The organism is Nonomuraea sp. NPDC050556 (assembly GCF_044457355.1).
In the GTDB taxonomy this organism is placed as follows: Bacteria; Actinomycetota; Actinomycetes; order Streptosporangiales; family Streptosporangiaceae; genus Nonomuraea.
This window is the reverse complement of sequence record NZ_JBITGU010000002.1, coordinates 1,717,096-1,739,797: the sequence shown is the minus strand read 5'-3', so window position 1 is coordinate 1,739,797 and position 22,702 is coordinate 1,717,096. Positions and strand designations below refer to the sequence as shown.

Genomic DNA, 22,702 nt, shown 5'->3' with positions numbered 1-22,702 from the left:
GTAAGCGTATGACTTACAACATAAGCTTACAACGTAGGGAGCCAGGCAGATGAGAGCCATCGTCCAGGACGCGTACGGCGAGGCCGGGGACGTCCTGCGGCTCGCCGAGATCGACCGGCCGTCCATCAAGGACGACGAGGTGCTGGTCCGGGTGCGCGCGGCAGGCGTGGACCGCGGCGTGTGGCACCTGATGGCGGGCGAGCCGTACCCGGTGCGCCTGGCGATCGGTGTGCGCAGGCCGCGTAGCCGAGTGCGGGGGCGCGAGGTGGCCGGCGTGGTGGAGGCGGTCGGCGCGAAGGCCGTCGCCGGGTTCGCGCCGGGCGACGAGGTGTACGGCATCGCCGAGGGCACCTTCGCCGAGTTCGCCCCGGCCAAGGCGACCAAGCTGGCGCCCAAGCCGAAGAACCTCACGTTCGAGCAGGCAGCGGCCGCGCCCATCTCGGCGCTCACCGCGCTGCAGGGGGTGCGCGACACCGGGCAGGTCAAGGCCGGGCACAAGGTGCTGGTGATCGGCGCTTCCGGCGGGGTGGGGACGTTCGCGGTGCAGATCGCCAAGTCCTACGGCGCCGAGGTCACCGGGGTGTGCGGCACCGCGAAGACCGACCTGGTCGAGGCGATGGGCGCCGACCACGTCATCGACTACACCAGGCAGGAGCTCACCGGCCGCTATGACGTGATCGTCGACACCGGCGGGAACAGGACGCTGACCAGCCTTCGCCGCCTCCTCACGCCGCGCGGGACGCTGGTCATCGTCGGGGCGGAGACGGGCGGGCGGTGGTTCGGCGGGCTGGGCCGCCTGGTCAAGGCGCCGTTCCTGTCGCCGTTCGTGAGCCAGCGGCTGCGGCCGTTCGTGAGCTCGGAGAACGCGCGGGACCTGGTGGCGCTGGCGGAGCTCATCGAGTCCGGCGCGGTGACGCCCGCCGTGGAACGCGCCTTCCCGCTGGAGGAGGCGGCTGCCGCCGTCCAGCACATGAAGGACGGCCTGGCCCGCGGCAAGGTCGTGGTCGTCGTCTAGCAGGGGTCGAACGGCTCCGCTTCCGGCAGGTAGGCGGTCCGCTCCGCTGGGGTCAGCGCTCGTCCGGCCCTGCGGCAGACCGCCTCGACCACCTGCGCCGGGTCGAGGGGGAAGCGGCGGACCGTGCCCTCGGGGCTGACGTTGACGAGGGTGCGGCCGTCTGCGGTGAACGCCATGGGGGATGCCACGCCGTACTCAGGATCGGTGAGCCCGGCGAGCACCACGCCCAGGGACTGGCGGGACGGCACGTCCCACAGGCGCAGCCGGTCGCCGAACTCGTAAGCGGCCAGGGTGCGGCTGTCCGGCGACCAGGCCAGGGAGACGGGCGTGCTGTCGCCGGGGGCGGGGAGGTCGGCCAGGCGGGTGGTGAGGTCCGCGTCCCACAGGGAGAGGCGGTCGCGCTGCGCGACGGCGAAATACTTCCCGTCCGGGCTGAAGGCGAGCGGGCCGGTGGTTCTGCCGAGCGGGTTGCGCCGCTTCGCGCCCGTCGACGGGTCCACCAGGGCCGTGCCGTCGCCGGTGACCAGGAGCCTGCCGTCCGGTCTGACCGCGATGAGGGAGCCGCCGTCGACAGGGGTCGCCGTGCCCGTGCGCAGGTTCCACAGCTGCATGGGGAGGAGCCCGTCCACCCCGCTGGAGGCGACGGCGAGCGTGTCGCCGCCGGGCACGAACACCAGTTCGTCCACGCGGTTCGCCAGGCGGAACGAGGTCAGGACCCTCCCGGTCGCCGCGTCCACCACGGTGACCGAGGGGCCGTCGCCCAGGGCCAGCCGGCGTCCGTCCTGGCTGAAGGCGAGGACGTGGGCGCGGGAGGGGAGGGGCGGCCCGATCTGCCGCGCGGTGGCCAGGTCCGTGAGCCTGACCTCGCTGTGGCGCTGCGTCGCCGTCGTGCGCCCGTCCGGGCTCAGCGCGGTGAACCCGGGCACCTGCTGGGCGGCGACCGCGGACAGGTCGAGGGTGACGACCCTGCCGCCGTCCATCTCCATGCGGAGCGCCCGGTCTGCGTCGTCGAAGCGGACCTGCCTGAGCGCATCGCCCACCTGCCGGTCCACGACGGGCATCCCGTCGCTCAGCCGCTGGACCACGAGCCTGCCGGTGAGGCTCCAGTGCGCGAAGAGCCGGTCGCCGAGGGCCAGGCTGCGCCCGGCGTCCCCAGGCGTCGTCCACTCGCGGACGTCGCCGACCGGCAGGTGTTTGAGTACCACCCGGCGCTTGGCGTTGTCCGGCGTGGCCTCGACGAAGGCGATCGTCCGCCCGTCGCCGGCGAACTCCAGGTCGTCGAGATACTGCTTGTCCGGCAGCCAGGGCGCGTCGACGCGCCTGCCGGAACGCAGGTCCCAGAGCTCCACCCGGCCACGGCCCGTCGTGGACACCATGCCGTAAGAACCGCTCACGGCGTCGAGCGGCGCACCCGACGGGGCACGCAACGGAACCCGCCGCCGCACGTCCCACCACTGTCCTGGTACGGCCAGCAGCCGCCCCGCCGCGTCGAAAGCGAGGTCGCCGTCCGCTGCCGCGGCGAACCTGGGGCCGTCCTGCTGCCCGGTCGAGACCGTCCAGAGCTGCACGCCCCGCTCGTCCATGAGGGCGAGCGTGCGGCCGTCAGGGGTGAGCGCCGCCCGCGCCGCCGTGGGGGACACGCCGCCGAAGGAGGCCACCTGCCGGTGTTGCCGCACGTCCCAGACCCGGACCCGGCCGCCGTCCACGGCGGCGAGCAGGCGGCCGTCCCGGTTGACGGCGTAGACCGTGTCAGGCCCCTGGTCCGGGTCGGTGAAGGCGTCGGCGTACCGCTGGGAGAGGGCCTCGTCGAGCGCCGCCCGCGCCTCGGGCAGGGCGGGGGCCAGCCGCCAGGCAGCGGCGCTGAGCAGCATGGCCAGCCGGGGATCGCTCTCGCGCAGGTCGGCCGCGCGCTGGGCGAGCGACTTGCCGAGCAGGTCGTCGCGCTGCCGGTCCACGGTCGCGCGCCGGTACTCGGCCAGCCCGATCCCGCCCAGCGCGAGCACGAGCAGGACGGCGAGCGCGGCGGCCAGCGCGCCCCTGCGCCGCGACTGGCGACGGGTCTGCCTGGCGGCCGAGTCGAGGAACTCCTTCTCCAGGTTCATCAGGCTGATGTCGCGGCGCTCCGTCGCCGCCCAGCGCAGCGTGGTGTCCAGGACCGAGCCGTGCAGCAGGTCGCCCGGCTTGCGCCCGTGCCCGTCCCACACCAGCGCGGCCTCGGTCAGCCGCCGGTGGATCGGCAACCCGGCGCGGTTGTCCGCCACCCAGCGCCGCATCCGCGGCCACGCCTGCACCAGCCCCGGCCGGACCAGGACGTAGCCGCCCTCGTGCGCGCCGATCAGCCCGGCCGCCTCGAACAGCGCCACCACCGGCTCCGCCCCGGCCAGCTCCACCTCCGGCACCCGGCGCACCGACCCCTCGCCGTCCAGCATCCGTAAGAACACCTCGGGCGCCAGCTCCCGCTCGGCCTCCGACAGCTCGTCGAACAGCTCCTCGGCGATCTCCCCGAGGTCGGGATCGGCCGGCCCGGTCAGCTTCGCCGCCTGCACCCCGCCGTCGGCGAGCGGGTCGTCGCTGCCGCCGAGCAACCCCAGGAGCAGCGCCCGAGCGGTCGGCCGCTCCTGCGGATCCCGCGCCAGCGCGCTCGCCACCAGGTCCTCGAGCGGGTCGGGCAGCCCGCTCAGATCGGGCACGAAGTCGAGCACGCTCGCCGGGTCCTGCCCGGACACGGCGTCCCTGCCGCAGGCGGCGAACAACATCACCAGCCCCCACGCCCACACGTCGGCCGCCGGAGTGGCCCCGCGCCCGGCCCACACCTCGGGCGCCATGTAGTTGGGCGTCCCCATCACCGGCGAGGTCGTGGTCGGGCCCACCTCGCGGGCCACCCCGAAGTCGATCACCCGCGGGCCGTCGGGGCCGACGATGATGTTGTCCGGCTTCAGGTCCCTGTGCACCACCCCGGCCTGGTGGATCGCGGTCAGCGCGGTGGCCACCCCGATGGCCAGGCGGCGTAACGCGTCGCCGTCGTAGCGGCCCACCTGGCGCAGGTTCGGCCCCGGCACGTACTCGCTGACGATGTACGGCACGTCGAGGTCGACCTCGATCACCCGCGCGGTGCAGAACGACGCCACCCGCTGAGCGGCTGCCGCCTCCCTGCCCAGCGCGGCCCGGTCGTCCAGGCGCGGCACCTTGACCGCGACGCGCTCGCCGGCCTCGCCGTACGCCTCGTAGACCACGCCCTGGCCGCCCGCGCCCAGGCGCCCGGCCAGCCAGTAGCGGCCCAGCCGCTGGGGGTCCGCGGGGGTGAGAGGAGCCATCAGACAGAGGATGCCGTAGCCAGGACGCAGTCGGCGAGATGGGTGGCCGTCGCGTGCGGCTCCGGCTGGGTGATCACCCAGCGGCGGCGCGGCGGCGGCACGGGACGCAGGGGGCGGACCGCGACGTCCAGCGGCGGGCTGACCAGCGCGGAGGCGGGCACCAGGGCGAGGCCGTGCCCGGCGGCGACCATGGCCAGCGTGGCCGGGTAGCGGTTGGCGTCCAGTGCGACCAGCGGGGTGAACCCGGCGACGCCGCAGATGGCGCGCAGCGACTCGGCGCAGGCGAAGGAGGTGCCGCTGATCCACGGCTCGTCGGCCAGCGCGACGACGTCGACGACCGGGGACTTCGCGAGCGGGTGGCTCGCCGGGAGGGCGAGCAGCAGCGGGTCGTCGGGCAGCGGCTGCGCGTCCAGGTGGTGCAGGTCGAGCGGGTGGGCGGCGTAGTCGTAGGTGAGCGCGAGGTCGGCCTTGCCGTACCTGGCCAGTTCCACGGCCTCGTCGGCGTCGCACTCGACGAACGTGAACGGCACGGCCGGGTAGCGGCGCCGCCACAGCGCGGCCGCGCGGGGCAGCAGGTGTCCACAGGCTGTGGGGAACGCGGCCACCCTGACCGGCGCGAGGTCGCCGGAGCGGAGCTGGTCGAGCTCGCGCCGGGCGTCGTCGCAGGAGGCCAGGATCCGCAACGCGTGCCGCAGCACGATCTCGCCCTCGGGCGTCAGACGGGCCCCTGCGGTGGTGCGTTCGACCAGGTGGGCGCGCAGCTCGCGCTCCAGCGCCGCGACGTGCTGGGAGACGGCGGGTTGCGACATCGTCAGCGCCCGGCCCGCGGCCGTGAACGAGCCGAGCTGCGCGACGGCGCGGAACACCCGCAGCCGGTGGAGGTTCTCCATAACCGTCCCTTATGGGGTCAGCGCGAGAGGGCGGGTTCCAGCTTATGGGCCTGGCTCGTACGGTGACCCTGTGAACTTCCGCGAACTCCACCAGGACGGTTGTTTCCTCCTGCCCAACGCGTGGGACGTCGGCAGCGCCCGCGTCCTGGAGGCGGCCGGGTTCCCGGCGCTGGCGACCACGAGCGCGGGCATCGCCTTCTCCCTGGGCCGCGCCGACCACGACTACGGCGGCGGGCGGGTCGACAGGGACACGATGATCCAGCGGATCGGCGAGATCGTCGCCGGGGTCGGCGTCCCGGTGAGCGCCGACCTGGAGGACGGCTACGCGGACGTGGCCGCCACGATCTCGATGGCCGTCGAGGCGGGCGTGGCGGGCGGCAACATCGAGGACTTCACCGGCGACCGCGCCCGTCCCCTGTACGACCTCTCCGAGGCGACCGACCGCATGGTGGCCGCGAAGGAGGCCGCCGGTGGCTCCCCGTTCTTCCTGGTCGGCCGCACCGACGTACTGCTGGTCGGCGGGACGCTCGACGAGGCGGTACGGCGGGCCAACGCCTACCTGGCGGCGGGCGCGGACTGCGCGTTCGTCCCCGGCGCCGCCGACGCGGCCACCATCGGCACGCTGGTGCGGGAGCTCGACGGGCCGCTCAACGTGGTGATGGGACTGACCGGCGGCGACCTGTCCCTGGACGACCTGCGCAAGCTCGGCGTCCGGCGGGTCACCGTGGGCGGCAGCATCGCCCGCGCGTTGTACCGCCACCTGGTGGACGCCGCCCGCGAGCTGGCCGAGCACGGCACCTTCACCTACGCCGACGACCAGATCCCCCAGAGCGACCTCAACGCCCTGTTCGACCCAAAAACCCATTAGAACCCTAGAAAACCTAAGAAACCTCAGAAAGCTCCGTATCCATGGGCTGGTTGGCCGTCTGGGCCACTGGGTGAAAGAAGCGCTTGCCTACTTGATGGAGCCGGTGACGAGGTCGTCGAAGGCGCGGTCCGGCAGCGTCCTGTTGAGTTCCAGGAGCTTGTCCGCCAGGTGCCCGACGGCGTAGCGGGTGTCCGGGCGGTCGGACTCGATGGCCTCCCTGATGGCCGTCGCGACCACGCCGGGGTCGGAGCCCTCGCTCAGGCCTGTTTCCGCGCGCTGGGCCATCGCCTCCGCCACCTCCGCGTACGCCCCCGCGCCGGACATCTCGCGGAGCTGCGCCGACGTCTGGTCCTCGAACGAGGTCCTGATGATGCCGGGCTGGATGACCACCACGTGGATCCCGAACGGCTCGACCTCCATGCGGAGCGTGTCGGAGAACGCTTCGAGCGCGTGCTTCGACGCGTAGTACCAGGCGCCGAGCGGCAGCGCGATCTCGCCGCCGATGGACGACACGTTGACGATCGTGCCCGACCGCTGGGCCCGCATGTGCGGCAGGACGAGCTGCACCAGCCTGGCCGGGGCGAGCACGTTGACCTCGAACTGCTCCCTGGCGAGGTCCAGCGGCACGTCCTCGACCGCGCCGTGCAGGACGGTTCCGGCGTTGTTGACCAGCGCGTCGATCCTGCCCTCCGCCTCCACGACGGTGCTGACGGCGCGGGCCAGGTCCTCCTGGCTGGTCGCGTCCATGGGCAGGGCGTGGCCGCCGGCTTCGACGATCGGGTCCATGAGCGGCACCCGTCTGGCGGCGCCGTACACGACGTGGCCCGCGCGCAGGAGGTCGAGCGCGGTCGCCAGCCCGATGCCCGAGGAGGCTCCGGTGACGAGGCATACCTTCATGGGTCAGACCTCCCAGGTGACGGGCAGGTTGTGCACGCCGTAGATGAGCATGTCGGTGCGCATTGCGATGTCGCCCGAGGCGAGGCGCAGGCTGGGGAACCGCTCGAACAGGGCGGGCAGCGCCACCTGGAGTTCCACGCGGGCGAGCTGCTGGCCGAGGCACTGGTGGATCCCGTGGCCGAAGGCGACGTGCCCGGCGGTCGAGCGGAGCAGGTCGAGCGTGTCCGGGTCGGCGAAGTGCTCAGGGTCGCGGTTGGCCGCCGGGATCGAGAGGGTGACGGACTCGCCCGCCTTGATCTGCTCGCCGTCCAGCTCGAGGTCCTCCAGGGCGACCCGGACGGTGAACGGGATGATGCTGAGATAGCGCAGCAGCTCCTCCACGGCGTGCTCGGGGTTGTCGCGCAGCAGCGCGAGCTGGTCCGGATGGCTGAGCAGCGCGTAGACGCCGAGCGCGAGCATGTTGGCCGTGGTGTCGAGCCCGGCGCCCAGCAGCGTGAAGCCGATGTTGACCAGCTCTTCGTCGGTGAGGTCGCTCGTCGTCAGGTCGCTGAGCAGGTCGTCGGTGGGGTTGGCCCGCTTGTCCCGCACCAGCTCGGCCACGAACCCGTGCACGGCCGCGTAGGCCCGCCCCAGCTCCTCTGCCGTGGCCCCCAGGCGGAACAACGCGAGCGCGTCGTCCTGGAACCTGCCCCTGTCCTCGTACGGCACGCCGAGCAGCTCGCAGATCACCTGCGCGGGGATGGGCTGCGCGAGCGCCGTCACCAGGTCGTCCCCTGGCTTCATGGCGTCGAGGTGCTCGGCGGTGATCTCCTGGACCCGCTCGGTGAGCAGCCGCATGCGCCGCACGGTGAACTGCCCGGTGAGCTGGCGCCGGTAGCGGGTGTGGTCGGGCGGGTCCATGGCGGTGAACATGCCGGGCGGCGCCGGCCGGTCGCTGCCCGGCACGCCGGGGACGGGCACGTGGCGCAGGTCGGGGCGGACGCTGAAGCGCGGGTCGGCGAGCACCTCGCGCACCAGGGCGTGGCTGGTCGCCAGCCAGCCCTCGTGCCCGTCGGGGTAGGTCAGGCGGCTGAGCGGTCCGCGCTCCCTGAGCCCGTCGGGCGGGTCGAAGGGGCGTCCTGCCGGTCGTTCCGTAGGCAGTGTGGTCATGCGGACCACGCTAGGAGCGGTTTCGCGAACCAGCCAACACGTCACTCCCATTACCCCAGGTAGAAGCGATATCATCGGTGCAGTGACATTGACGGTAAATGCACCACGGCTCACCTACGAGGACCGCAGGCGGATCGCGGCGGGTCTCGCCGCCGGGCACAGCTACGCCGAGATCGCCCGCGAGCTGGGCCGTCCCAGGTCGACGATCAGCCGCGAGGTCGCGCGCAACGGCGGGCCCGGCCACTACCGCGCCAACCAGGCGCAGCAGGCGACCGGCTGGCGGGCCAGGCGCAAACCCGGCGTGCACCAGGCCGCGCCGGTGGCCGACGACCCGGACGGCCGCGACCCTGAAGCGGTGCACGCGTTCGAGGAACGCTTCACCGACGTGATGATCCAGAGCGGGGTGCCGCCCACCGTGGCCAGGATCCTGGTCCGCCTGTTCACCAGCGACTCGGGGAGTTACACGGCTGCCGAGCTCGTCGCCCTGCTGGGGGTCAGCCCCGCCTCGGTCTCCAAGGCGGTCGGCTGGCTGGTGGCGCGCGGCCTGGTCAGGCGCGAGCGGGAGGGGCGCCACGATCGCTACGTGATCGACGACCACATCTGGTACCAGACGTGGCAGTCGAGCGTCCGGTCGATGGCGATGTGGCGGGAGTTCGCCCAGGAGGGCGCCGAGCTGCTCGGCGCCGGCAGCCCGGCGGGTATCAGGCTGCACACCACCAGCCAGTTCTTCCAGCTCCTCACCGAGGAGATGGTCCAGGCGGCAGAACACTGGAGGCGGAAAATCGGTGGACGGCGTCGTTAGCGTGGAAGGCATGTTCGTAGACGACGGATTCGTCAAGATCGAGGCTGCCGTGAGCAGGGAGGTGGCCGACGCCGCCAGGGCCATCCTGTGGAAGCAGATCGGCCTGTCGCCCGACGACCCGGACGGCTGGACGGAACCGGTGGTGTGGACGGCCGACATGGCGGGCAAGGGCCCGTTCGGCGAGTTCCTCCGCAGCCCGCGCCTGCACGAGGCGCTCGACGCGGTGGCAGGCGAGGGCGGATGGGTGCCGCTCGGCGCCCTCGGCAACATCCCGGTGCGCTTTCCCCGCCGGCCGCCCGCCGACGACAGGGGCTGGCACATCGACTCCAGCGTGGCCAACGCGGACGGCTCGTGGAGCGTGTCGGCCAGGCCGGAGACCATGCTGCTGCTCACCCTGTTCTCGGAGGTGGGTCAGGACGACGCGCCCACCCGCATCAGGGTCGGCTCGCACCGCGACGCGGCGAAGGCGCTGGGTGACGGGGTGTACGACCCGTTCGTGGCTGGCCCGCTGGTCGACGCGGCGAGCGAGGGGCGTCCCGTGGCCTACGCGACGGGCCTGCCCGGCGACATGTACCTGGTGCATCCGCTGACCGTGCACGCGGCCGACGAGCACCGGGGCACCAGGCCGCGGTTCATGGCCCAGTCGCCGGTCTTCCTCACCACGCCCCTGGCGCCCGGCCAGCCCAGCGCGCTGTCTAGGGCGCTCAGCGCCTGAGGCTCTGCCAGACGGATCCGGCGACGAGGGCGAGCCCCGACCCGACCCCGCTGACCAGCGGAACCCACTCGACCGAGCCCGCGGCGGCCACCGCGAACCCGGCCAGGCCGAGCGCGGTCAGGACGGCTCCGGGCACCAGGATGCTCCTGCTCTTCCAGATCGGCGCCAGCCCGAGGAAGTGCACCCCGACCACGAGCGCCACCCAGGCCACGTTGACCTGCGTGGGCACCCCCCACGCGGTCAGCAGCTTGGTGCCGCCGAACAACAGCACCGCCTCGATCGCCACGACGATCCAGTAGCCCTTGCTGAACATGTTCTGCCGGGCTTCCGCAGGCGAGCCGTGCACCTGCCGCTGTGCCAGGAACCACAGGGCGAGTACGGCCACGGCCCCCGCGATGGCCACCACCCTGAGGGCGGTCCCCACCCCCGGGTTCAACGGGCTCTGCGCGTTCACCATGACGAAAACCGCGCCCAGGACGGCACCGATCAGCAGGCCGGTGTTCACGGGTCGTTGCCTGACATCTGTCCTCATACCGACCATTCAAGCGGCAGGTCAGAGCGCTTCGCGCGGGTGCTGGGGCGAGCCCTGGGTATGCCTGGCCCTACCGCGCGCCGCCGCGCAGGTACGCCAGCACCGCCAGCACCCGCCGGTTGTCGTCCTCCGAGGCGGGCAGGTCGAGCTTGGCGAAGATCCCGGCCACGTGCTTGCCCACGGCCGCCTCGGTGATCGACAGGGCGCGCGCCACGCCGCCGTTGGACCGCCCCTCCGCGATCAGCGCGAGCACCTCCAGCTCGCGCGGCGTCAGCCGGTGGATCGCGTCCGGGGGCTCGGACACGTCGGTGGCCTTGGCCCAGGTCTGCTCGAACAGGTCGACGAAGGTGGCGATGAGGCTCTGCTGCCTGATCACCAGCGCGCCGGGGGTGTTGTCCACCGGCGTGATGCGGACGAACGCCACCGCCCGGTCGAAGATCAGCAGCTGCTGGATCGGCTCGCTGATGACCCGGTGCAGGTCTCCGGCGGAGTGCAGCTCCCTGAGCCTGGCCAGCTTGCCCGGGTGGTCCAGGACGCTCCGGTGCACGATCGTCCGCATGGTCATGCCGCGCCGCAGCGCGTCGAGCACGTCGCGGCGGCTCCGCTGCTCCTCGCGCCCGGTCCGCGCGGTGCCGATCGGATGCATGGCGCGCAGCTCGTACGACGACTCGACGGCTTCCGCGATCAGGCGGGCGACGGCCTGCTGGTCGTCGACCCGCTCGATCTCCTGGACGGCACGCTGGTCGGCGGTGATGCCGCGCAGCTCGGCCAGCATGCCCTCCATACGGCCCGCCAGGGCGGCGAGTTCCTCTTCCACGCCCCCTATTGTCGCGGGTTTCTCAATAACGCTCGATCAGCCCGATATTGACCTCGTTCAGCAGGGTCGTCGCCTTGACCTGCTTGACCAGGTCGTCGGCCCGCTGCGCGTAGCGTGCCGCGTCGCCGACCGTGTCGAAGCCGATCGACAGGATCCTCGTGCTCGCGTTGATCCGGCGGTCGGCCAGGTTGAGGTAGGTGGCCATGAGCTGGGCGCGCAGCAGCCCGTACGGCAGAGCCGACACGGCCAGCGCCGCGTCCGCCTCGCTCTGCGACAGCACGCCGTCGGCGGGGGAGACGTCGAAGCGCTGGTCGGTCGCCTGGACGCGGGCCAGCAGCTCGGGCGTGCGCAGCGACCGGTGGAGCTGCCACAGCGTGGGCAGCCACGGGTTCCTGGTCGGCTGCTGCTCGGTGACCGTGGACGTGGCCGACGCCGCGACGTCGGCGTACGCGCAGCCGCCCGCGTCGCCGTACCCGAGGGTCGCGTTGTTGGTGACCGTCGCGCCGCCGGTGGCCAGCAGGCTGGTGCGGGCCGTGTAGGTGATCGTGGCGGTGGCGCCCGCAGGGACCGCGCCAGGCGTCCAGCGCAGCGTGGTGGTGCCGTCGCCGTTCCTGGTGACCTGCTGCGCCGAGCCCTGGCTGTAGTACAGGCCCTGGGGCAGGACGTCGGTGACGGTCGCGCCCGTGGCCGGGGCCGAGCCGGTGTTGCTGTAGGTGAGGGTGAAGGTGACGGGCTCCGCGGCGCCCGCCGAGGGGGTCGCGGTCTTGGTCAGGGTGAGCACGGGCGCGTGGACGGTGGTCGTCGCCGTCGCGGTGTTGTCGCCCAGCGTCCCGTCCTGCTCGGGCTTGCCGGTGACCCGGGCGGTGTTGACGATCTTCGTGCCGTCGGCGGTCGAGCAGGGGATCGTGGCGGTGAAGCGCTCGGTGGCGCTCTGCTGGGCCGGTAGGTCGGCGACGGCCCTGGTCTCCTCGCCGTCGGTGATCGCCACCTCCGTGGCGGTGGCCGGGCCCTTGTTCGTGGCGGTCACGGTGTAGGCGAGCTCGTCGCCCGGGATGGCGTCCGCTCTGTCGACGGTCTTGGTCGCCTTGAGGTCGGCCGAGGTCATGCGCAGCACGTCCTCGCCGGTCATCTCCTGCAGGTTTCCGTGCACGCCGTCGGCGAAGAAGCGGCTGCTGGTGAAGGTGTAGGCCAGGTTGGCCCAGTCGTCGAAGCCGTTGAGCGTCTGCTTGGGCACGGCCGTCACGCAGCCCTGCGCGCCGGTGTAGCTGGTGAGCGTGTTGATGTCGGCCGTGGCGTTCGTGTCGAACGGCGCTCCCGTGCCCGACCAGTCGATGGGCTGGTTGGCCCGGCCGACCCTGACGGCGCCGCCCACGCCGTAGACGATGCGCCGGTTGCCCGCGCGCGGCACGGAGAGCTGCCGCTGCTCGTCCAGCCCGGCGTCCTCAACCAACGGGTCGAGCGCGTCCGTCGAGTAGTCCAGCGGCCGGTCGGGGTCGGCCGTCGCGGTGGCGAACTGCAGCGGGTAGTTCATGACGCTCAGGTAGTTGGGCTTGCAGTTGACGTCGTCGCCGCCGCCGTGACGCAGGCCCAAGGTGTGGCCGAGCTCGTGCATGAGCGTGCCGATCTCGGCCTTGTCCCGGCCGCCGACATTGGTGATCATGGCCGCGTTCCAGCCGCCGAGCGTGACGGCGAAGTCGTTGCTGCCCGTGATGGCGGTGCCCGGGTCCAGCTCGGCCACCCCGGAGGAGGTGAAGTCCGACGCCTGCCTGTGGGCGAACAGGCCGTAGCGGAACCAGCGGCGCTTGAAGTCGAGGATCTGCGCGCAGGCCGTGCTGGTGCGCTCCCTGCGGGTGCCGAAGTGGCCGACCGCCGCGTCGGTGGTGCTGTCGCCGCACGCCTTGGTGCCGACCTTCAGGTCGTCGAAGTCGTCGAGCGCGCCGGGCCCTCTGCCGTCGCCGAAGATCAACGGATCGACCGTGGGCACCTGCTCGTTCTTCACCAGGTTGAGCGACAGGCCCGTCCTGCCGGTCTTCGCGTTGGTGATCGGCGCGGCGCTGAAGGCCTGCTCCACCGCGTTGAGGACGGCGGTGGACGGTTCGTCGTTCTGCATCCAGTCGATCTCGACGAACAGGTCGCGGCGCAGCGGGTCGGGCGAGTAGTCCGACAGCGGCAGGTCGATGACCTTGTCGTTGTCGAAGTCGAGGCCACGGCGCTCGGCGTAGTCGGTCAGGCCGTCGCCGTCGGTGTCCGTGGTGGGCTGGGGCTCGATCTGCCAGCACAGGGTGACCGGAGGCTGGGGGTCGTCGCCGAAGACGCCGCCGCCCGGCTCGCCGTTGCCGGTGGCGCAGCCGAGCGACCCCGTCACGTCACCCTTGGCGACGCCGTTGATCATGTTGATGGTGAAGCGCAACGTGGCGTCGCCCGGCCGGGGGCTGGCGTCCGCCACGTCGTCGGGCGTGCCGTCGTCGTAGTCCATGATGAGGATCGACACCGGCAGGTCGACCACCGAGGTGGAGACGTCCTGGGCCAGGAACCAGTTGCTCGGGGAGACCATGTCCTGGTTGTCGGGCGCGCGGGGGGTGGTGACCGTCTGGCTGCCGATGGTGATCTTCGCGTAGAAGTCGGGGGCGCTCTCGCCCGCACCCTCCAGGCCCTCGTTCCGGCAGGGGGAGGCGCATCTGAGCTGGGTGATGGACACCTTGATCGGCTGCGTCGCCTCGGCGGCGGCGGGCGCGGAGGGGATGACGATCAGGCTCGTCAGTAACAGGATCAGAACGGCGATCACGCGCATGTGGGGATCTCTTCGAGTCACCCCACACGCTTCACCTGTCCCGACAAATCCGCCTGAGTCACCCCCTACTCAACTTCCCGTCAGGACCAGATCGACCAGCCGACCTTCACGGAGGCGGTCCTGCCTGCCGCGTCGGTCAGGGTGATCGTGCTGTTGTACAGGCCCCAGGTGGTGGCCTTCCCCGAGATCACGCCGGTTGTCGAGCCGAGAGACAGGCCGGGCGGGAGGCCGGTGGCCGTCCACGCGTACGGCTGGGTGCCGCCGGTGGCGGTCAGCTGGAGGCTGAACGGCCTGCCGATGTAGGCGTTCTGGTAGCCGGGGTTCGTGAGGGTGGGCGTGCCGCCGCCGGTGCCGGTGACCGTCCAGGTGAAGGTGGCTGAGCCGGACTTCGCCGCGGTGTCGCTCGCCGTGACGGTGACCGTGGAGGTTCCTGTGGCGGTGGGGGTCCCGGAGATCGTGCCGCTCGCCTGGTCGATCGACAGCCCGGCGGGCAGGCCGGACGCCGTCCAGGTGTACGGCGCGCTGCCGCCGCTGGCCGAGTTGGCCAGGGAGACGGGCGTGTTCACCACGCTCGTACGGTTGCCCGGATTGGCCACGCTGGGCGCCCCCGGCTGCGGCGTGGAGGTGAGCAGGCTCAGCTGCCACTTGCCCAGCGCCTCCACGACCGGCTGCGCGTTGGTGTTGGGGTCGCTCTGCCCGCAGGGGTTGCCGCCGCCCGAGTGCAGGCCCACGGCCAGCGCGTTGTCCTTTGGCCCTGTGACGTACGAGCCGCCAGAGTCGCCGCCGCCGGAGCAGGCGTTGGTGATGAACAGGCCGCCGACGACCACGTTCCCGTAGTCCACCCGCTGGTTGACCTTCGTGATGGTGCCGCACCTCCACTGCGTGTTGGCGCCCGAGTGGCAGATGGACATGCCGACCGTCGGCTCGGACGAGCCGGTCACCGTGGCGTCGCCGGACCCGTAGCCGGAGACCCTGGCGGCCAGGTTCCAGCTCGCCTCCGTGACGTCCACCAGGCCGAAGTCGCCCTCCTCCGCGTTGACGCTGTGGTTGCCGCCGACGTTGGAGGTGCCCAGCCGGGTGCCGTCCTTGCCGTAGGCGGCCTGGTTGGCGTCGTTGGTGCAGTGGCCCGCCGTCAGGAAGTGGCGGGAGCCGCCCTGACCGGTCGCGGAGAAGCCGATCGAGCACTGGCTCTCGGTGCCCGGCTTCCAGGACTCGCCGCCGACCACGTCGCCGCCCTGCTGGGTCTGCGTCGCAGCGGACTCGACCAGGCGCACGGCGGGCGACAGCGCGGTCAGGCTCTGCCGTACCCGGTCGGTGGCCTGCGGGGTGACGGTCACGACCACGCTGTCGGAGGCGGCGTCAACGCCCCAGCTGCTGACGCCGGGAGCCGGGGTGATCGCGGCCGCCACGGCGGCCAGCGCGGCGGGGCCGCGGGCGACGAGCTTCGGTTGCGCGCCGGCCGCGCGGACCTGGGCCGCCTGGGCGTCGTCGGTGACGGCCACGAACAGCGAGCCGTTCTCGAACCACAGGGCTGACCGGTCGAAGGGGAGGGAGCGGGCGATGTTCCTGGCGCCGGCCTCGGCCGACCACAACGACTGGACCTGGGCGGTGGACAGGCCGAGGTCGCGTTTCATCGCCGCCAGCACGGGATCGGGCGGGGCGGCTGACGCGGGTGAGGCGATGACCGTGAGAGCGACGGCCAGGCCCAAGAGAAAGCGCATGGGGGGAGCCCTTTCAACGGGGGTGATTCCGGAAAACGTAGGTTTCCGGTCACGCCCCGGGAAACGGGGGAATCCCTTGCAACGCGATCCCGAGCTGGGTCCGCGAGCGCACGCCCAGCTTGCGGTAGACGCGGGTGAGCGTCGCCTCGACGGTCTTGACGCTGAGGTAGAGGTTCGCGGAGACCTCGCGGTTGCTCGAACCGGCCGCGACCAGCGTGGCCACCCGCGCCTCCGTGTCGGTCAGCGCGGCCGTGCGGGCGGGCGCCGAGTCGAGCCGCTCGGCCGCGTCCCGCGCCAGCCTGCTCCACGGGCGGGCCTGGGCGGCGGCGAACAGCGCCGTCGCCTCGGTGAGCGCCGCGCGGGCCCGGGTCCTGCGCCGCCTCCGCCTGGCGACGTGGGCGAGGTCCAGCATGGTACGGCCGTGCTCCATGACCAGCCCGAGCGCGACGAACCCGGCGCTCGCCGAGTCGAGCAGCGTGCCAGCCCCTTCGAGGTCGCCCTCGGTCGACAGCAGCACGCCCTCGGCCCGGTCGAGCGCGGCCAGCACGCCGTGCCGCGCCAGCCGTACGGCGACAGGCCTGGTCTCCTCCAGCAGGCGGCGGGCGCGCCCGTGCTGCCCGGTGAGGGCCAGGGCGATCACCAGGTCGCCGTGCCAGCGCAGGACCGACGGGTCGACGACGCCCTGCGCCAGCTCCAGGTCGCGGACCTCGGACAGCGACTCCGCCGCGCCCTCCGCGTCGCCGCCGACGAGCCTGACGTGCCCGAGGACGTGCAGGTTCCTGGCCAGGAAGATGACGTCGTGGTCCTCGCGCGAGGCCTGCACCCCGAGCGTCGCGTACGTCTGCGCCCTGCGCATGTCGCCGCCCGCCGCCTCGGCCGTCGCCGCGGTGTACCAGGCGGGGCCCGGGGACAGCCGCGCCGCGTCGGTGAGGCTCAGCGCGTGCGCGGCGTGGACCAGCGCCCGGCCGCACCTGCCCGACCTGACCTCGACCTCGGCCAGGCCGCGCAGGATGTCCACCCGGTCGGAGGCCACGCCCGACCGTTCGGCCAGGGGGAGGAGGCCCAGCAGCGTGGCGTGCGCGGCGGCGAGCCGGTCGTCGAACAACGCGTGCCTGGCCGCCAGGAACTGCGGCGAGATGTTGATCAGGTCGCCGATGGTGGGGGTCACGGCCAGGGCTCTGGCCAGGGTGTGTTCAGCGCCGGGAGCGCCGACGATGCGCTCGATCCTGGCCTGCATGGTGAGCGCGGCTGCCAGCAGATCGGGGTCGTCTCCCTGTACGGCCAGCTCCCCGGCGCGCATCGCCTCCTCCCTCGCGGCGCCCGGGTCGCCGTCGGCGACGTTCGCCTTGATCGCGAGGAACAGGTGGATCTCCGCCTCCAGGCGGGGATCGCCGGCGGCGTCGGCGAAGGCTCTGGCGAAGGTGTCCGAGCTGTCGTCGATGCCCTGGCCTAGTGCTTCGATGATGGCGAGGCGGGCGCGCACCCGCTCGGCCGCTGTGCCTAGCCGCTCCAGCCTGGCCTCGGCCTGCCTGGCGAGATCGAGCCGCCCGGCGGCGGCGGCATCCTTGGCGGCGGCCACCAGGGCGCTCGCTTGTGCCGTGAGCAGTCCCAGCTCCGCTGCGGTGCCTCGGTCGCCGTCCGCTCGGGCGGCCGCTGCCGCTGCGGTGAGCTCGGCGATCGCCGGTTTGTCCACGATGCTCATGGCGAGGGCGCGGTGGCGGGCGCGCTCGGGGAGGTCGGTGGTGACGTCTGCCAGCGCGCGGTGCCCATCCGACCGCTCCGACCACGAGGCCTCCTGGAGGAGGGCGTCGCGTAATACCGATGCGGTGAAGGACACCTCGCCGCTCGGCGACACCTCCACCAGCCCGCTTGTGCGGGCGGGGGCGAGGTCCTGGTCGGCGTCCGGGCGGCCCGCGCCGCGCAGGAGCGCGATCGTCGGCGTCCTGGCGAGTGCGGCGAGCAGCATCGTACGGCGGGTCCGCTCGGGCAGCTCGGCCAGGCGACGCTGAGTAGAGGCAGGGACGCACGAGGAGCCCTCGGCCATCGCCCTGCCGATCTCCAGTGCCCAGCCGGGGAAGCCACCGCTGGCCCGGTGGACCTGCCCGGCGAGGCGGCAGGGCAGACCGGCCTCCGCCAGCAGCTCGGCCACCTCGTCCCCCGACAGCCGTGGGACCACCACCTCGACGTCGGCCAGCACCGGCAGCGCCGTGCGGGTGCCCAGGACGACGCCGACGGGCGCACGCTTCAGCGCGTCCGCACTACCGGCATCGATGAGATGCGCATCGTCGACCACCAGAAGCGCCCGCTCAGCGAGATCGCCCGCCCGACCCCCACCCAGGTTGCCCGCCCAGCGGCCGACCAAGGTGGCGACGGCGAAGCGGAGGGCGACCTGGTCCGGTGGCCCCTCCACCCGGCGCAGCACCGCCTCCGCCGCCTGGCGCTGCGGGGCGGGCAGTTCGTTCAGGTGTTCCTGCGGCAAGGCAGCGAGCACCTCGGCGAGCACGGCATAGGAGCCCCCGGACGGCGAGGTGACCCACACGCTGCGTTCCGCGCTCTGCCGTAACGCAGAAAGCAGGGTGGTGACGCCCACGCCCGCGACCCCACGCACGGCGACGCGCCGCCCCGCCGCCAGGTGGTCCGCGACCGAGGCCAGCAGACCGGCCCGGTGAACCATCTCCCACCGCCCTTCTGGGGCGTTCAGAATACGGACCACCCGGTGAAAGCGGTCAACGCCTCCAGCGCCGCCACCCCAGCGATCGAGGTCCCGTGCAGGTCCAGCCCCGGGCTCCACACCGCGATCGCGCACCGGCCGGGAACCACGGCCAGGATGCCGCCCCCGACCCCGCTCTTGCCCGGCAACCCCACCCGGTGCGCGAACTCCCCGACGCTCTCGTAGGTCCCGCAGGTCATCATGGTCGCGTTGACGCTCCGGGCATCCGAGGCCGACAGCAGCCGCGTCCCGTCGCCGCGCACCCCCGCTCGCGCCAGAAAGGCCCCGGCCACCGCCAGCTCCCGGCAGCTCATCGCGATCGAGCACTGCCAGATGTAGTGCTGCAGCACCACGTCCCCCGGATGCCGCAGGTTGCCGTACCCGGCCAGCAGGTTGGCCACGGCCGCGTTGCGGTGCGCGTGCGCCGCCTCCGACAGCGCGACGTCCTTGTCGAAGTCGACGTCCGCCCCGCTCTCCGCCCTGAGGAAGTCGCGCAACGCGTGCCGCGCGTCCCCGGTGAGGTCGAGCAGCCGGTCCACCACGACCAGGGCGCCCGCGTTGACGAACGGGTTCCGGGGGATCCCGCCGCAGCTCTCCAGCTCGCGCAGGGAGTTGAACGGGTGGGACGAGGGTTCGCGCCCCACCCGGGTCCACGTCCTGTCGCCGTCCCTGCCCAGGACGAGCGCCAGGGCGAACACCTTGGACAGGCTCTGGATGGAGAAAGGCGCCTCCCAGTCACCGACGCCGCGGACCGCTCCGTCGACCGTGGCCAGGGCGAGGCCGAAGCTCCGCAGGTCGACGGAGGCCAGAGCGGGGATCTCGTCGGGGATTCGCCCGCGTCCGACCACCGGCTCCACGGCTGCCAGAACCCGGTCGAGGACGTCCTGACAGCGCGTGTTCACAGGTGGCGAGCCTAGGAACGGGCGGCGGGGCGCGGATAGCGGGAGAACCCTTGCTGAACGCGGAAGGGCCGTGGGCGGCGCGCCGCCCACGGCCCCCGTCCTAGACGGACGTCACTGCACGGTGATCTTGTCGACCTCCACCGTGACGCCCTTGACCTGCGGTGTGGACGTGGCCGTGGTCACCTTGCCCACGCCCGCGCTCACCCCCTTGATCTTCATCGTGTACGACAGGGTCCCGCCAGGCGCGCCGGGAGTGCTGTGCACGACCAGGTCCGTGGTGGGCGGGCCGGTGATCTGGCCGCCCGCCGTACCCTCGTCGTTCTCGGCACCGACGGTCAGGCCGAAGCCAGCGGGAGGATCGCCCGGCAGGTTGCCCGGGTCGTAGGTGTAGCTGATGTCCTCCGTGCCGTTGACGCCGATCCACTGCTGGAACACCTTCGTGGAGCCGGTGCCGAACAGGTTGACCCGCCACTCCACGACGATCCACGTGCTCACGCCGTCGGTCAGCGTGGCGACGTAGACGCCGGGGGCGCCGGTGCCGTCCAGGTCGGTCCAGTACGGCGCGAGCACGCCGTTGGGCCTGGCCGGGTCGGGCAGCGTCTGCGGCGCGAACGCGATGTCGTCGGAGCCGTTCGAGCCACCGGCGATGCTGTACCCGTTGGAGACGATGCCGAGCCTGTTGTAGGTCTTCCCGGCGAAGGTGTACGCCGGGACGGTGAAGTTCACCGCCTGCTCGTCACCGATGGGCACCGGCGTGATGCCGAACGCGTCCAGCGGGATGTACCCGGCAGGGCTGACGCCGGGGGCGATCCCCGGCTTGTCCGGCTGGCGCGCCGCCAGGGTCGCCTTGGCCGTGGCGATCTGGGTGCCGATCTTGGTGGCGCCGGTCACGCTGTTCAGCCGCAGCCTGGCGTCCAAGGTGCTGAGCGCCGTCACTTCGGTGTCCTGGAGCGTGTCGTTGCGCACGTTGACGGTGCAGGTCGACTCACCGGTGTTCCTGGGAATGGTGGACGGCGCGCACGTCTGGTCGATCGGCACGGCGCCCTGCTGCCGGAAGAAGGCGACCGGCAGGTGCAGCGCGCGGGAGCCGCCGACCTGCTTGAGGTCCACCTGGCCGAAGTACTGCCCGTTGGGCAGGTCGGGGGCGGTGACGACGACCGTCAGGTTGGCGGTCTTGCCCGGTCCCAGGATGAAGACCGGCGGCAGCACCGAGATGTTGGCGCCGCTGACGGTCGTGCCCGAGGCGGTGAACGTGAGCGTCTTGTTGGTGACGTTCTTGACCGTGCGCTTGGCGGTGATGATGCCCGGCATGATCGGCGCGTTCACCGACGGAAGGTTGAGGTCGATGCGGTCGAGGGTGTTCGTGGCTGAGGTCACGAAGTTGGCGGCCGTCTCGTCCAGGGTCAGCCCGGGGTCGCCGGCCTTGGTCAGGTCCACGCGGCCGCCGCCGAAGTCGAACGGGTCGGCCGGCGTGGTGCGGTCCTGCTTGGTGACCGAGGTCTTGCCGGTGGTCTCCATCGCGGACTTCACCTGGCCAGGCGTCCAGTCCGGGTGCAGGGCGAACAGCAGCGCCGCCGACCCCGCCACGTGCGGCGAGGACATCGAGGTGCCCGCGATCACCTGGAAAAGGTTGCCCGGCGGGCCTTCGAGCGGCGATTCGGGCGTCGGCGTCTGCCCGGCCAGGATGTGCAGGCCAGGAGCCGTGACGTCCGGCTTGAGGAAGTCGCCGCCAGGACCGCGCGAGGAGAACGTGGTCATCACGTCGCCCTGCCACGTGGTCTTGGTGCCCTGCGTGAACGAAGCCGTCGCGCCCGGGTTGGTGGAGAGGAAGCCCAGCAACACGTCGGTCTGCGGCTTGTCGATGTGCACGGTCGGCAACCAGTGGTTGTCGGTCATGATGTCGAGCGGCGTGGAGTTGTACAGGATCATGCCGGCCGCGCCGCCCTGCCGTACGTTGAAGCCCTTGAGTACGCGGTTGGGGCCGCGCTCACAGGCGACGATCTTCCCGGCGAAGATCCCAGGCGGCGCCGGGACGGTGCACAGCGCGTTGTTGTACGGCGGAGCCGAGGCGCGCACGATGGGCAGCGGCGAGGCGACGCCCGCGGTGATGGAGGCGCCCTTGATCGTCATCGCCGCGTCGCCGGACGCCAGAGTCACGGTCGACTCGAAGGTCCTGCTCTGCGTCGAAGCGGCCACCGTGGTCACCCACGGGCTGCGGTGGTCGGTGGTGTTCGCACCGGGACCGGAGTTGCCCGCCGACGCCGACACGAGCACGCCGGCGGCGTACGCGTCGAGGAAGGCCAGCTCGACCGGGTCGCTGTACGGGTCGCTGCCACCGGAGATGGAGAAGTTGATGACGCGGACGCCGTCCAGGATGGCGCGGGCGACGGCCTGCGCCGAGTCGGACGGGAAGCAGCCCTCGGCGCCGCAGACCTTGTAGACGGAGACGTGCGCGGCGGGAGCGATGCCGTGGATGGCGCCCCTGTCGATGCCGAGCGGGTTGGCGTGCGCGACCGCGCTGCCCGCTGACGTCGACGCGGTGTGCGTGCCGTGGCCGTTGGAGTCGCGGGCGCTGTCCGGGTAGACCTCGCCGCCGAACACCTCGTTGTAGGTGTCCAGGAACGGCCGCCCGCCGATGAGCTTGTTGGTGCAGACGAACGGGTCGGACGCCGGGGTCAGCGGGTTGTCGCCGAAGTTGCAGACGCGCGGCGTGCCGTCCTTGGTCGGACCAGGGGCGGGGAGCGTGCCCACGGGCGCGAAGGAGGGGTGCTCCGGCCACGCGCCGGAGTCGAGGATGCCGACGATGACGCCCTTGCCCGACGAGTCGCTGCCGCCGAGCTGGCTGTAGATGGTGTCGGCGCCCATGAAGGAGGCGCTGGAGTCGGTGAGCAGCTGCTGCGGCTTGTCGGCCTGTACGGCTACCGCCCCGGGCAGCTTCAGCACCGCCGCTGCCTTGTCGCCGGGGATCCTCAGCGCGATGCCGCCGTACACGGTCCTGATCTTCTGACCGACCACGGCGCCGGGGACCTGCTTGGTCAGGGCGGCCAGGAACGCGTCCTCGACCTCCTTGATGTGCTCGCTGTACTTCTGCGCGTTGGCGCTCTTGACGTCGAGCGACTTGCCGGTGACCGAGGGGCTGGTCCCCGGCAGGTCGGGCAGCCCGCCCTGGTAGGCGGCCAGGGAGTCGTAGTCGAGCTTGACGACGACGTTGACGGGGGCGGGAGAGGTCGCCTTCAGGAGGGTCGGGTCGCTCTTGGCGAGCTTGCCCGTGGGCGACTTGGCGCCTTCGACGAGCTGGCCGCCGGTGATCGGGGCGGCTTTCCACTTGCTGGGCGGCGGTGTTGGCGTCTCCGCCGCGAACGCGCCGACGGGGCTGATGGCGATCGTCAGGGATAACCCGACGACCACGGTCGCCGATCGTCGCAGGCGCGATAAGAATGGAACGGATGACACGAAGAACCCCCTCATTGAGGCTGCGTGGACCGTGCCAACCGCCTGGAGGGGTCACCCGCGTGGGTACGCCGAAGAGACCGTGCCCCTCCCCGGCGGGTGACGAGTCTGCAGAGGCGACAGCCCCCC

At 72.3% G+C, this 22,702-nt stretch carries 15 protein-coding genes; 4 read left to right on the top strand and 11 right to left on the bottom strand.

Features of this window, described 5'->3' with window-relative positions:
• The first annotated feature begins 49 nt into the window (after nt 1-49).
• Entirely contained in the window at nt 50-1,015 is a 966-nt protein-coding gene (locus ACIBG8_RS26275; RefSeq protein ID WP_397345582.1) for an NAD(P)-dependent alcohol dehydrogenase, read from the top strand.
• Here the strand turns inward: ACIBG8_RS26275 and ACIBG8_RS26270 are convergent.
• On the bottom strand, nt 1,012-4,329 hold the full coding sequence (locus ACIBG8_RS26270; RefSeq protein ID WP_397345580.1) for a protein kinase: 3,318 nt from the start codon (nt 4,327-4,329) through the stop codon (nt 1,012-1,014). The two genes, ACIBG8_RS26275 and ACIBG8_RS26270, sit on opposite strands and share 4 nt — an antisense overlap.
• A complete protein-coding gene (locus tag ACIBG8_RS26265; protein WP_397345578.1) occupies nt 4,329-5,219 on the bottom strand; it encodes a LysR family transcriptional regulator in 891 nt (296 codons plus the stop codon). The genes ACIBG8_RS26270 and ACIBG8_RS26265 overlap by 1 nt, the downstream gene beginning before the upstream one ends.
• 70 nt (nt 5,220-5,289) lie before the next feature.
• On the opposite strand from ACIBG8_RS26265, the gene ACIBG8_RS26260 reads away from it, so the two are divergent.
• Nucleotides 5,290-6,087, top strand: a complete 798-nt coding sequence (locus ACIBG8_RS26260; RefSeq protein WP_397345577.1) for an oxaloacetate decarboxylase — start codon at nt 5,290-5,292, stop codon at nt 6,085-6,087.
• Between the two features lie 87 nt (nt 6,088-6,174).
• On the opposite strand, the gene ACIBG8_RS26255 is transcribed toward ACIBG8_RS26260, so the two are convergent.
• Both ACIBG8_RS26255 and ACIBG8_RS26250 read right to left on the bottom strand, forming a co-directional pair.
• Nucleotides 6,175-6,984: an oxidoreductase gene (locus ACIBG8_RS26255; RefSeq protein WP_397345576.1), complete on the bottom strand. Its 810-nt coding sequence runs from the start codon at nt 6,982-6,984 to the stop codon at nt 6,175-6,177.
• Between the two features lie 3 nt (nt 6,985-6,987).
• Nucleotides 6,988-8,133, bottom strand: coding sequence for a cytochrome P450 (locus ACIBG8_RS26250; protein WP_397345575.1), 1,146 nt, complete (start codon nt 8,131-8,133; stop codon nt 6,988-6,990).
• A gap of 82 nt (nt 8,134-8,215) precedes the next feature.
• On the opposite strand from ACIBG8_RS26250, the gene ACIBG8_RS26245 reads away from it, so the two are divergent.
• Both ACIBG8_RS26245 and ACIBG8_RS26240 read left to right on the top strand, forming a co-directional pair.
• Entirely contained in the window at nt 8,216-8,935 is a 720-nt protein-coding gene (locus tag ACIBG8_RS26245; protein WP_397345574.1) for a helix-turn-helix domain-containing protein, read from the top strand.
• 10 nt (nt 8,936-8,945) lie between these two features.
• Nucleotides 8,946-9,650 (top strand): phytanoyl-CoA dioxygenase family protein, encoded by a 705-nt coding sequence (locus tag ACIBG8_RS26240; RefSeq protein ID WP_397345573.1) that lies wholly within the window; start codon nt 8,946-8,948, stop codon nt 9,648-9,650.
• On the opposite strand, the gene ACIBG8_RS26235 is transcribed toward ACIBG8_RS26240, so the two are convergent.
• The 7 genes from ACIBG8_RS26235 to ACIBG8_RS26205 all read right to left on the bottom strand — a co-directional run bounded on the left by ACIBG8_RS26235 (nt 9,640) and on the right by ACIBG8_RS26205 (nt 22,531).
• Nucleotides 9,640-10,182 (bottom strand): hypothetical protein, encoded by a 543-nt coding sequence (locus ACIBG8_RS26235; RefSeq protein ID WP_397345572.1) that lies wholly within the window; start codon nt 10,180-10,182, stop codon nt 9,640-9,642. The two genes, ACIBG8_RS26240 and ACIBG8_RS26235, sit on opposite strands and share 11 nt — an antisense overlap.
• Nucleotides 10,183-10,252: 70 nt before the next feature.
• Entirely contained in the window at nt 10,253-10,999 is a 747-nt protein-coding gene (locus tag ACIBG8_RS26230; protein WP_397345571.1) for a LuxR C-terminal-related transcriptional regulator, read from the bottom strand.
• Between the two features lie 22 nt (nt 11,000-11,021).
• A complete protein-coding gene (locus ACIBG8_RS26225; protein WP_397345570.1) occupies nt 11,022-13,790 on the bottom strand; it encodes a hypothetical protein in 2,769 nt (922 codons plus the stop codon).
• An 80-nt stretch (nt 13,791-13,870) separates the two neighbouring features.
• Nucleotides 13,871-15,511 carry a putative Ig domain-containing protein gene (locus tag ACIBG8_RS26220; protein ID WP_397345569.1) on the bottom strand — a complete coding sequence of 547 codons (1,641 nt, stop codon included), beginning with the start codon at nt 15,509-15,511 and terminating at the stop codon, nt 13,871-13,873.
• A 49-nt stretch (nt 15,512-15,560) separates the two neighbouring features.
• Nucleotides 15,561-18,224 (bottom strand): LuxR C-terminal-related transcriptional regulator, encoded by a 2,664-nt coding sequence (locus ACIBG8_RS26215; protein ID WP_397345568.1) that lies wholly within the window; start codon nt 18,222-18,224, stop codon nt 15,561-15,563.
• On the bottom strand, nt 18,209-19,123 hold the full coding sequence (locus ACIBG8_RS26210; protein WP_397345567.1) for a glutaminase: 915 nt from the start codon (nt 19,121-19,123) through the stop codon (nt 18,209-18,211). Before ACIBG8_RS26210 ends, ACIBG8_RS26215 begins: the two co-directional genes overlap by 16 nt.
• A gap of 111 nt (nt 19,124-19,234) precedes the next feature.
• Entirely contained in the window at nt 19,235-22,531 is a 3,297-nt protein-coding gene (locus ACIBG8_RS26205; protein ID WP_397345566.1) for a S8 family serine peptidase, read from the bottom strand.
• Between the last annotated feature and the right edge of the window lie 171 nt (nt 22,532-22,702).

Bases quoted from the DNA above. Each gene is read 5' to 3' on its own strand.
- ACIBG8_RS26255 (WP_397345576.1), bottom strand. From the start codon at position 6,984: ATGAAGGTATGCCTCGTCACCGGAGCCTCCTCGGGCATCGGGCTGGCG.
- ACIBG8_RS26250 (WP_397345575.1), bottom strand. From the start codon at position 8,133: ATGACCACACTGCCTACGGAACGACCGGCAGGACGCCCCTTCGACCCG.
- ACIBG8_RS26235 (WP_397345572.1), bottom strand. From the start codon at position 10,182: ATGAGGACAGATGTCAGGCAACGACCCGTGAACACCGGCCTGCTGATC.
- ACIBG8_RS26220 (WP_397345569.1), bottom strand. From the start codon at position 15,511: ATGCGCTTTCTCTTGGGCCTGGCCGTCGCTCTCACGGTCATCGCCTCA.
- ACIBG8_RS26275 (WP_397345582.1), top strand. From the start codon at position 50: ATGAGAGCCATCGTCCAGGACGCGTACGGCGAGGCCGGGGACGTCCTG.
- ACIBG8_RS26225 (WP_397345570.1), bottom strand. From the start codon at position 13,790: ATGCGCGTGATCGCCGTTCTGATCCTGTTACTGACGAGCCTGATCGTC.
- ACIBG8_RS26270 (WP_397345580.1), bottom strand. From the start codon at position 4,329: ATGGCTCCTCTCACCCCCGCGGACCCCCAGCGGCTGGGCCGCTACTGG.
- ACIBG8_RS26265 (WP_397345578.1), bottom strand. From the start codon at position 5,219: ATGGAGAACCTCCACCGGCTGCGGGTGTTCCGCGCCGTCGCGCAGCTC.
- ACIBG8_RS26240 (WP_397345573.1), top strand. From the start codon at position 8,946: ATGTTCGTAGACGACGGATTCGTCAAGATCGAGGCTGCCGTGAGCAGG.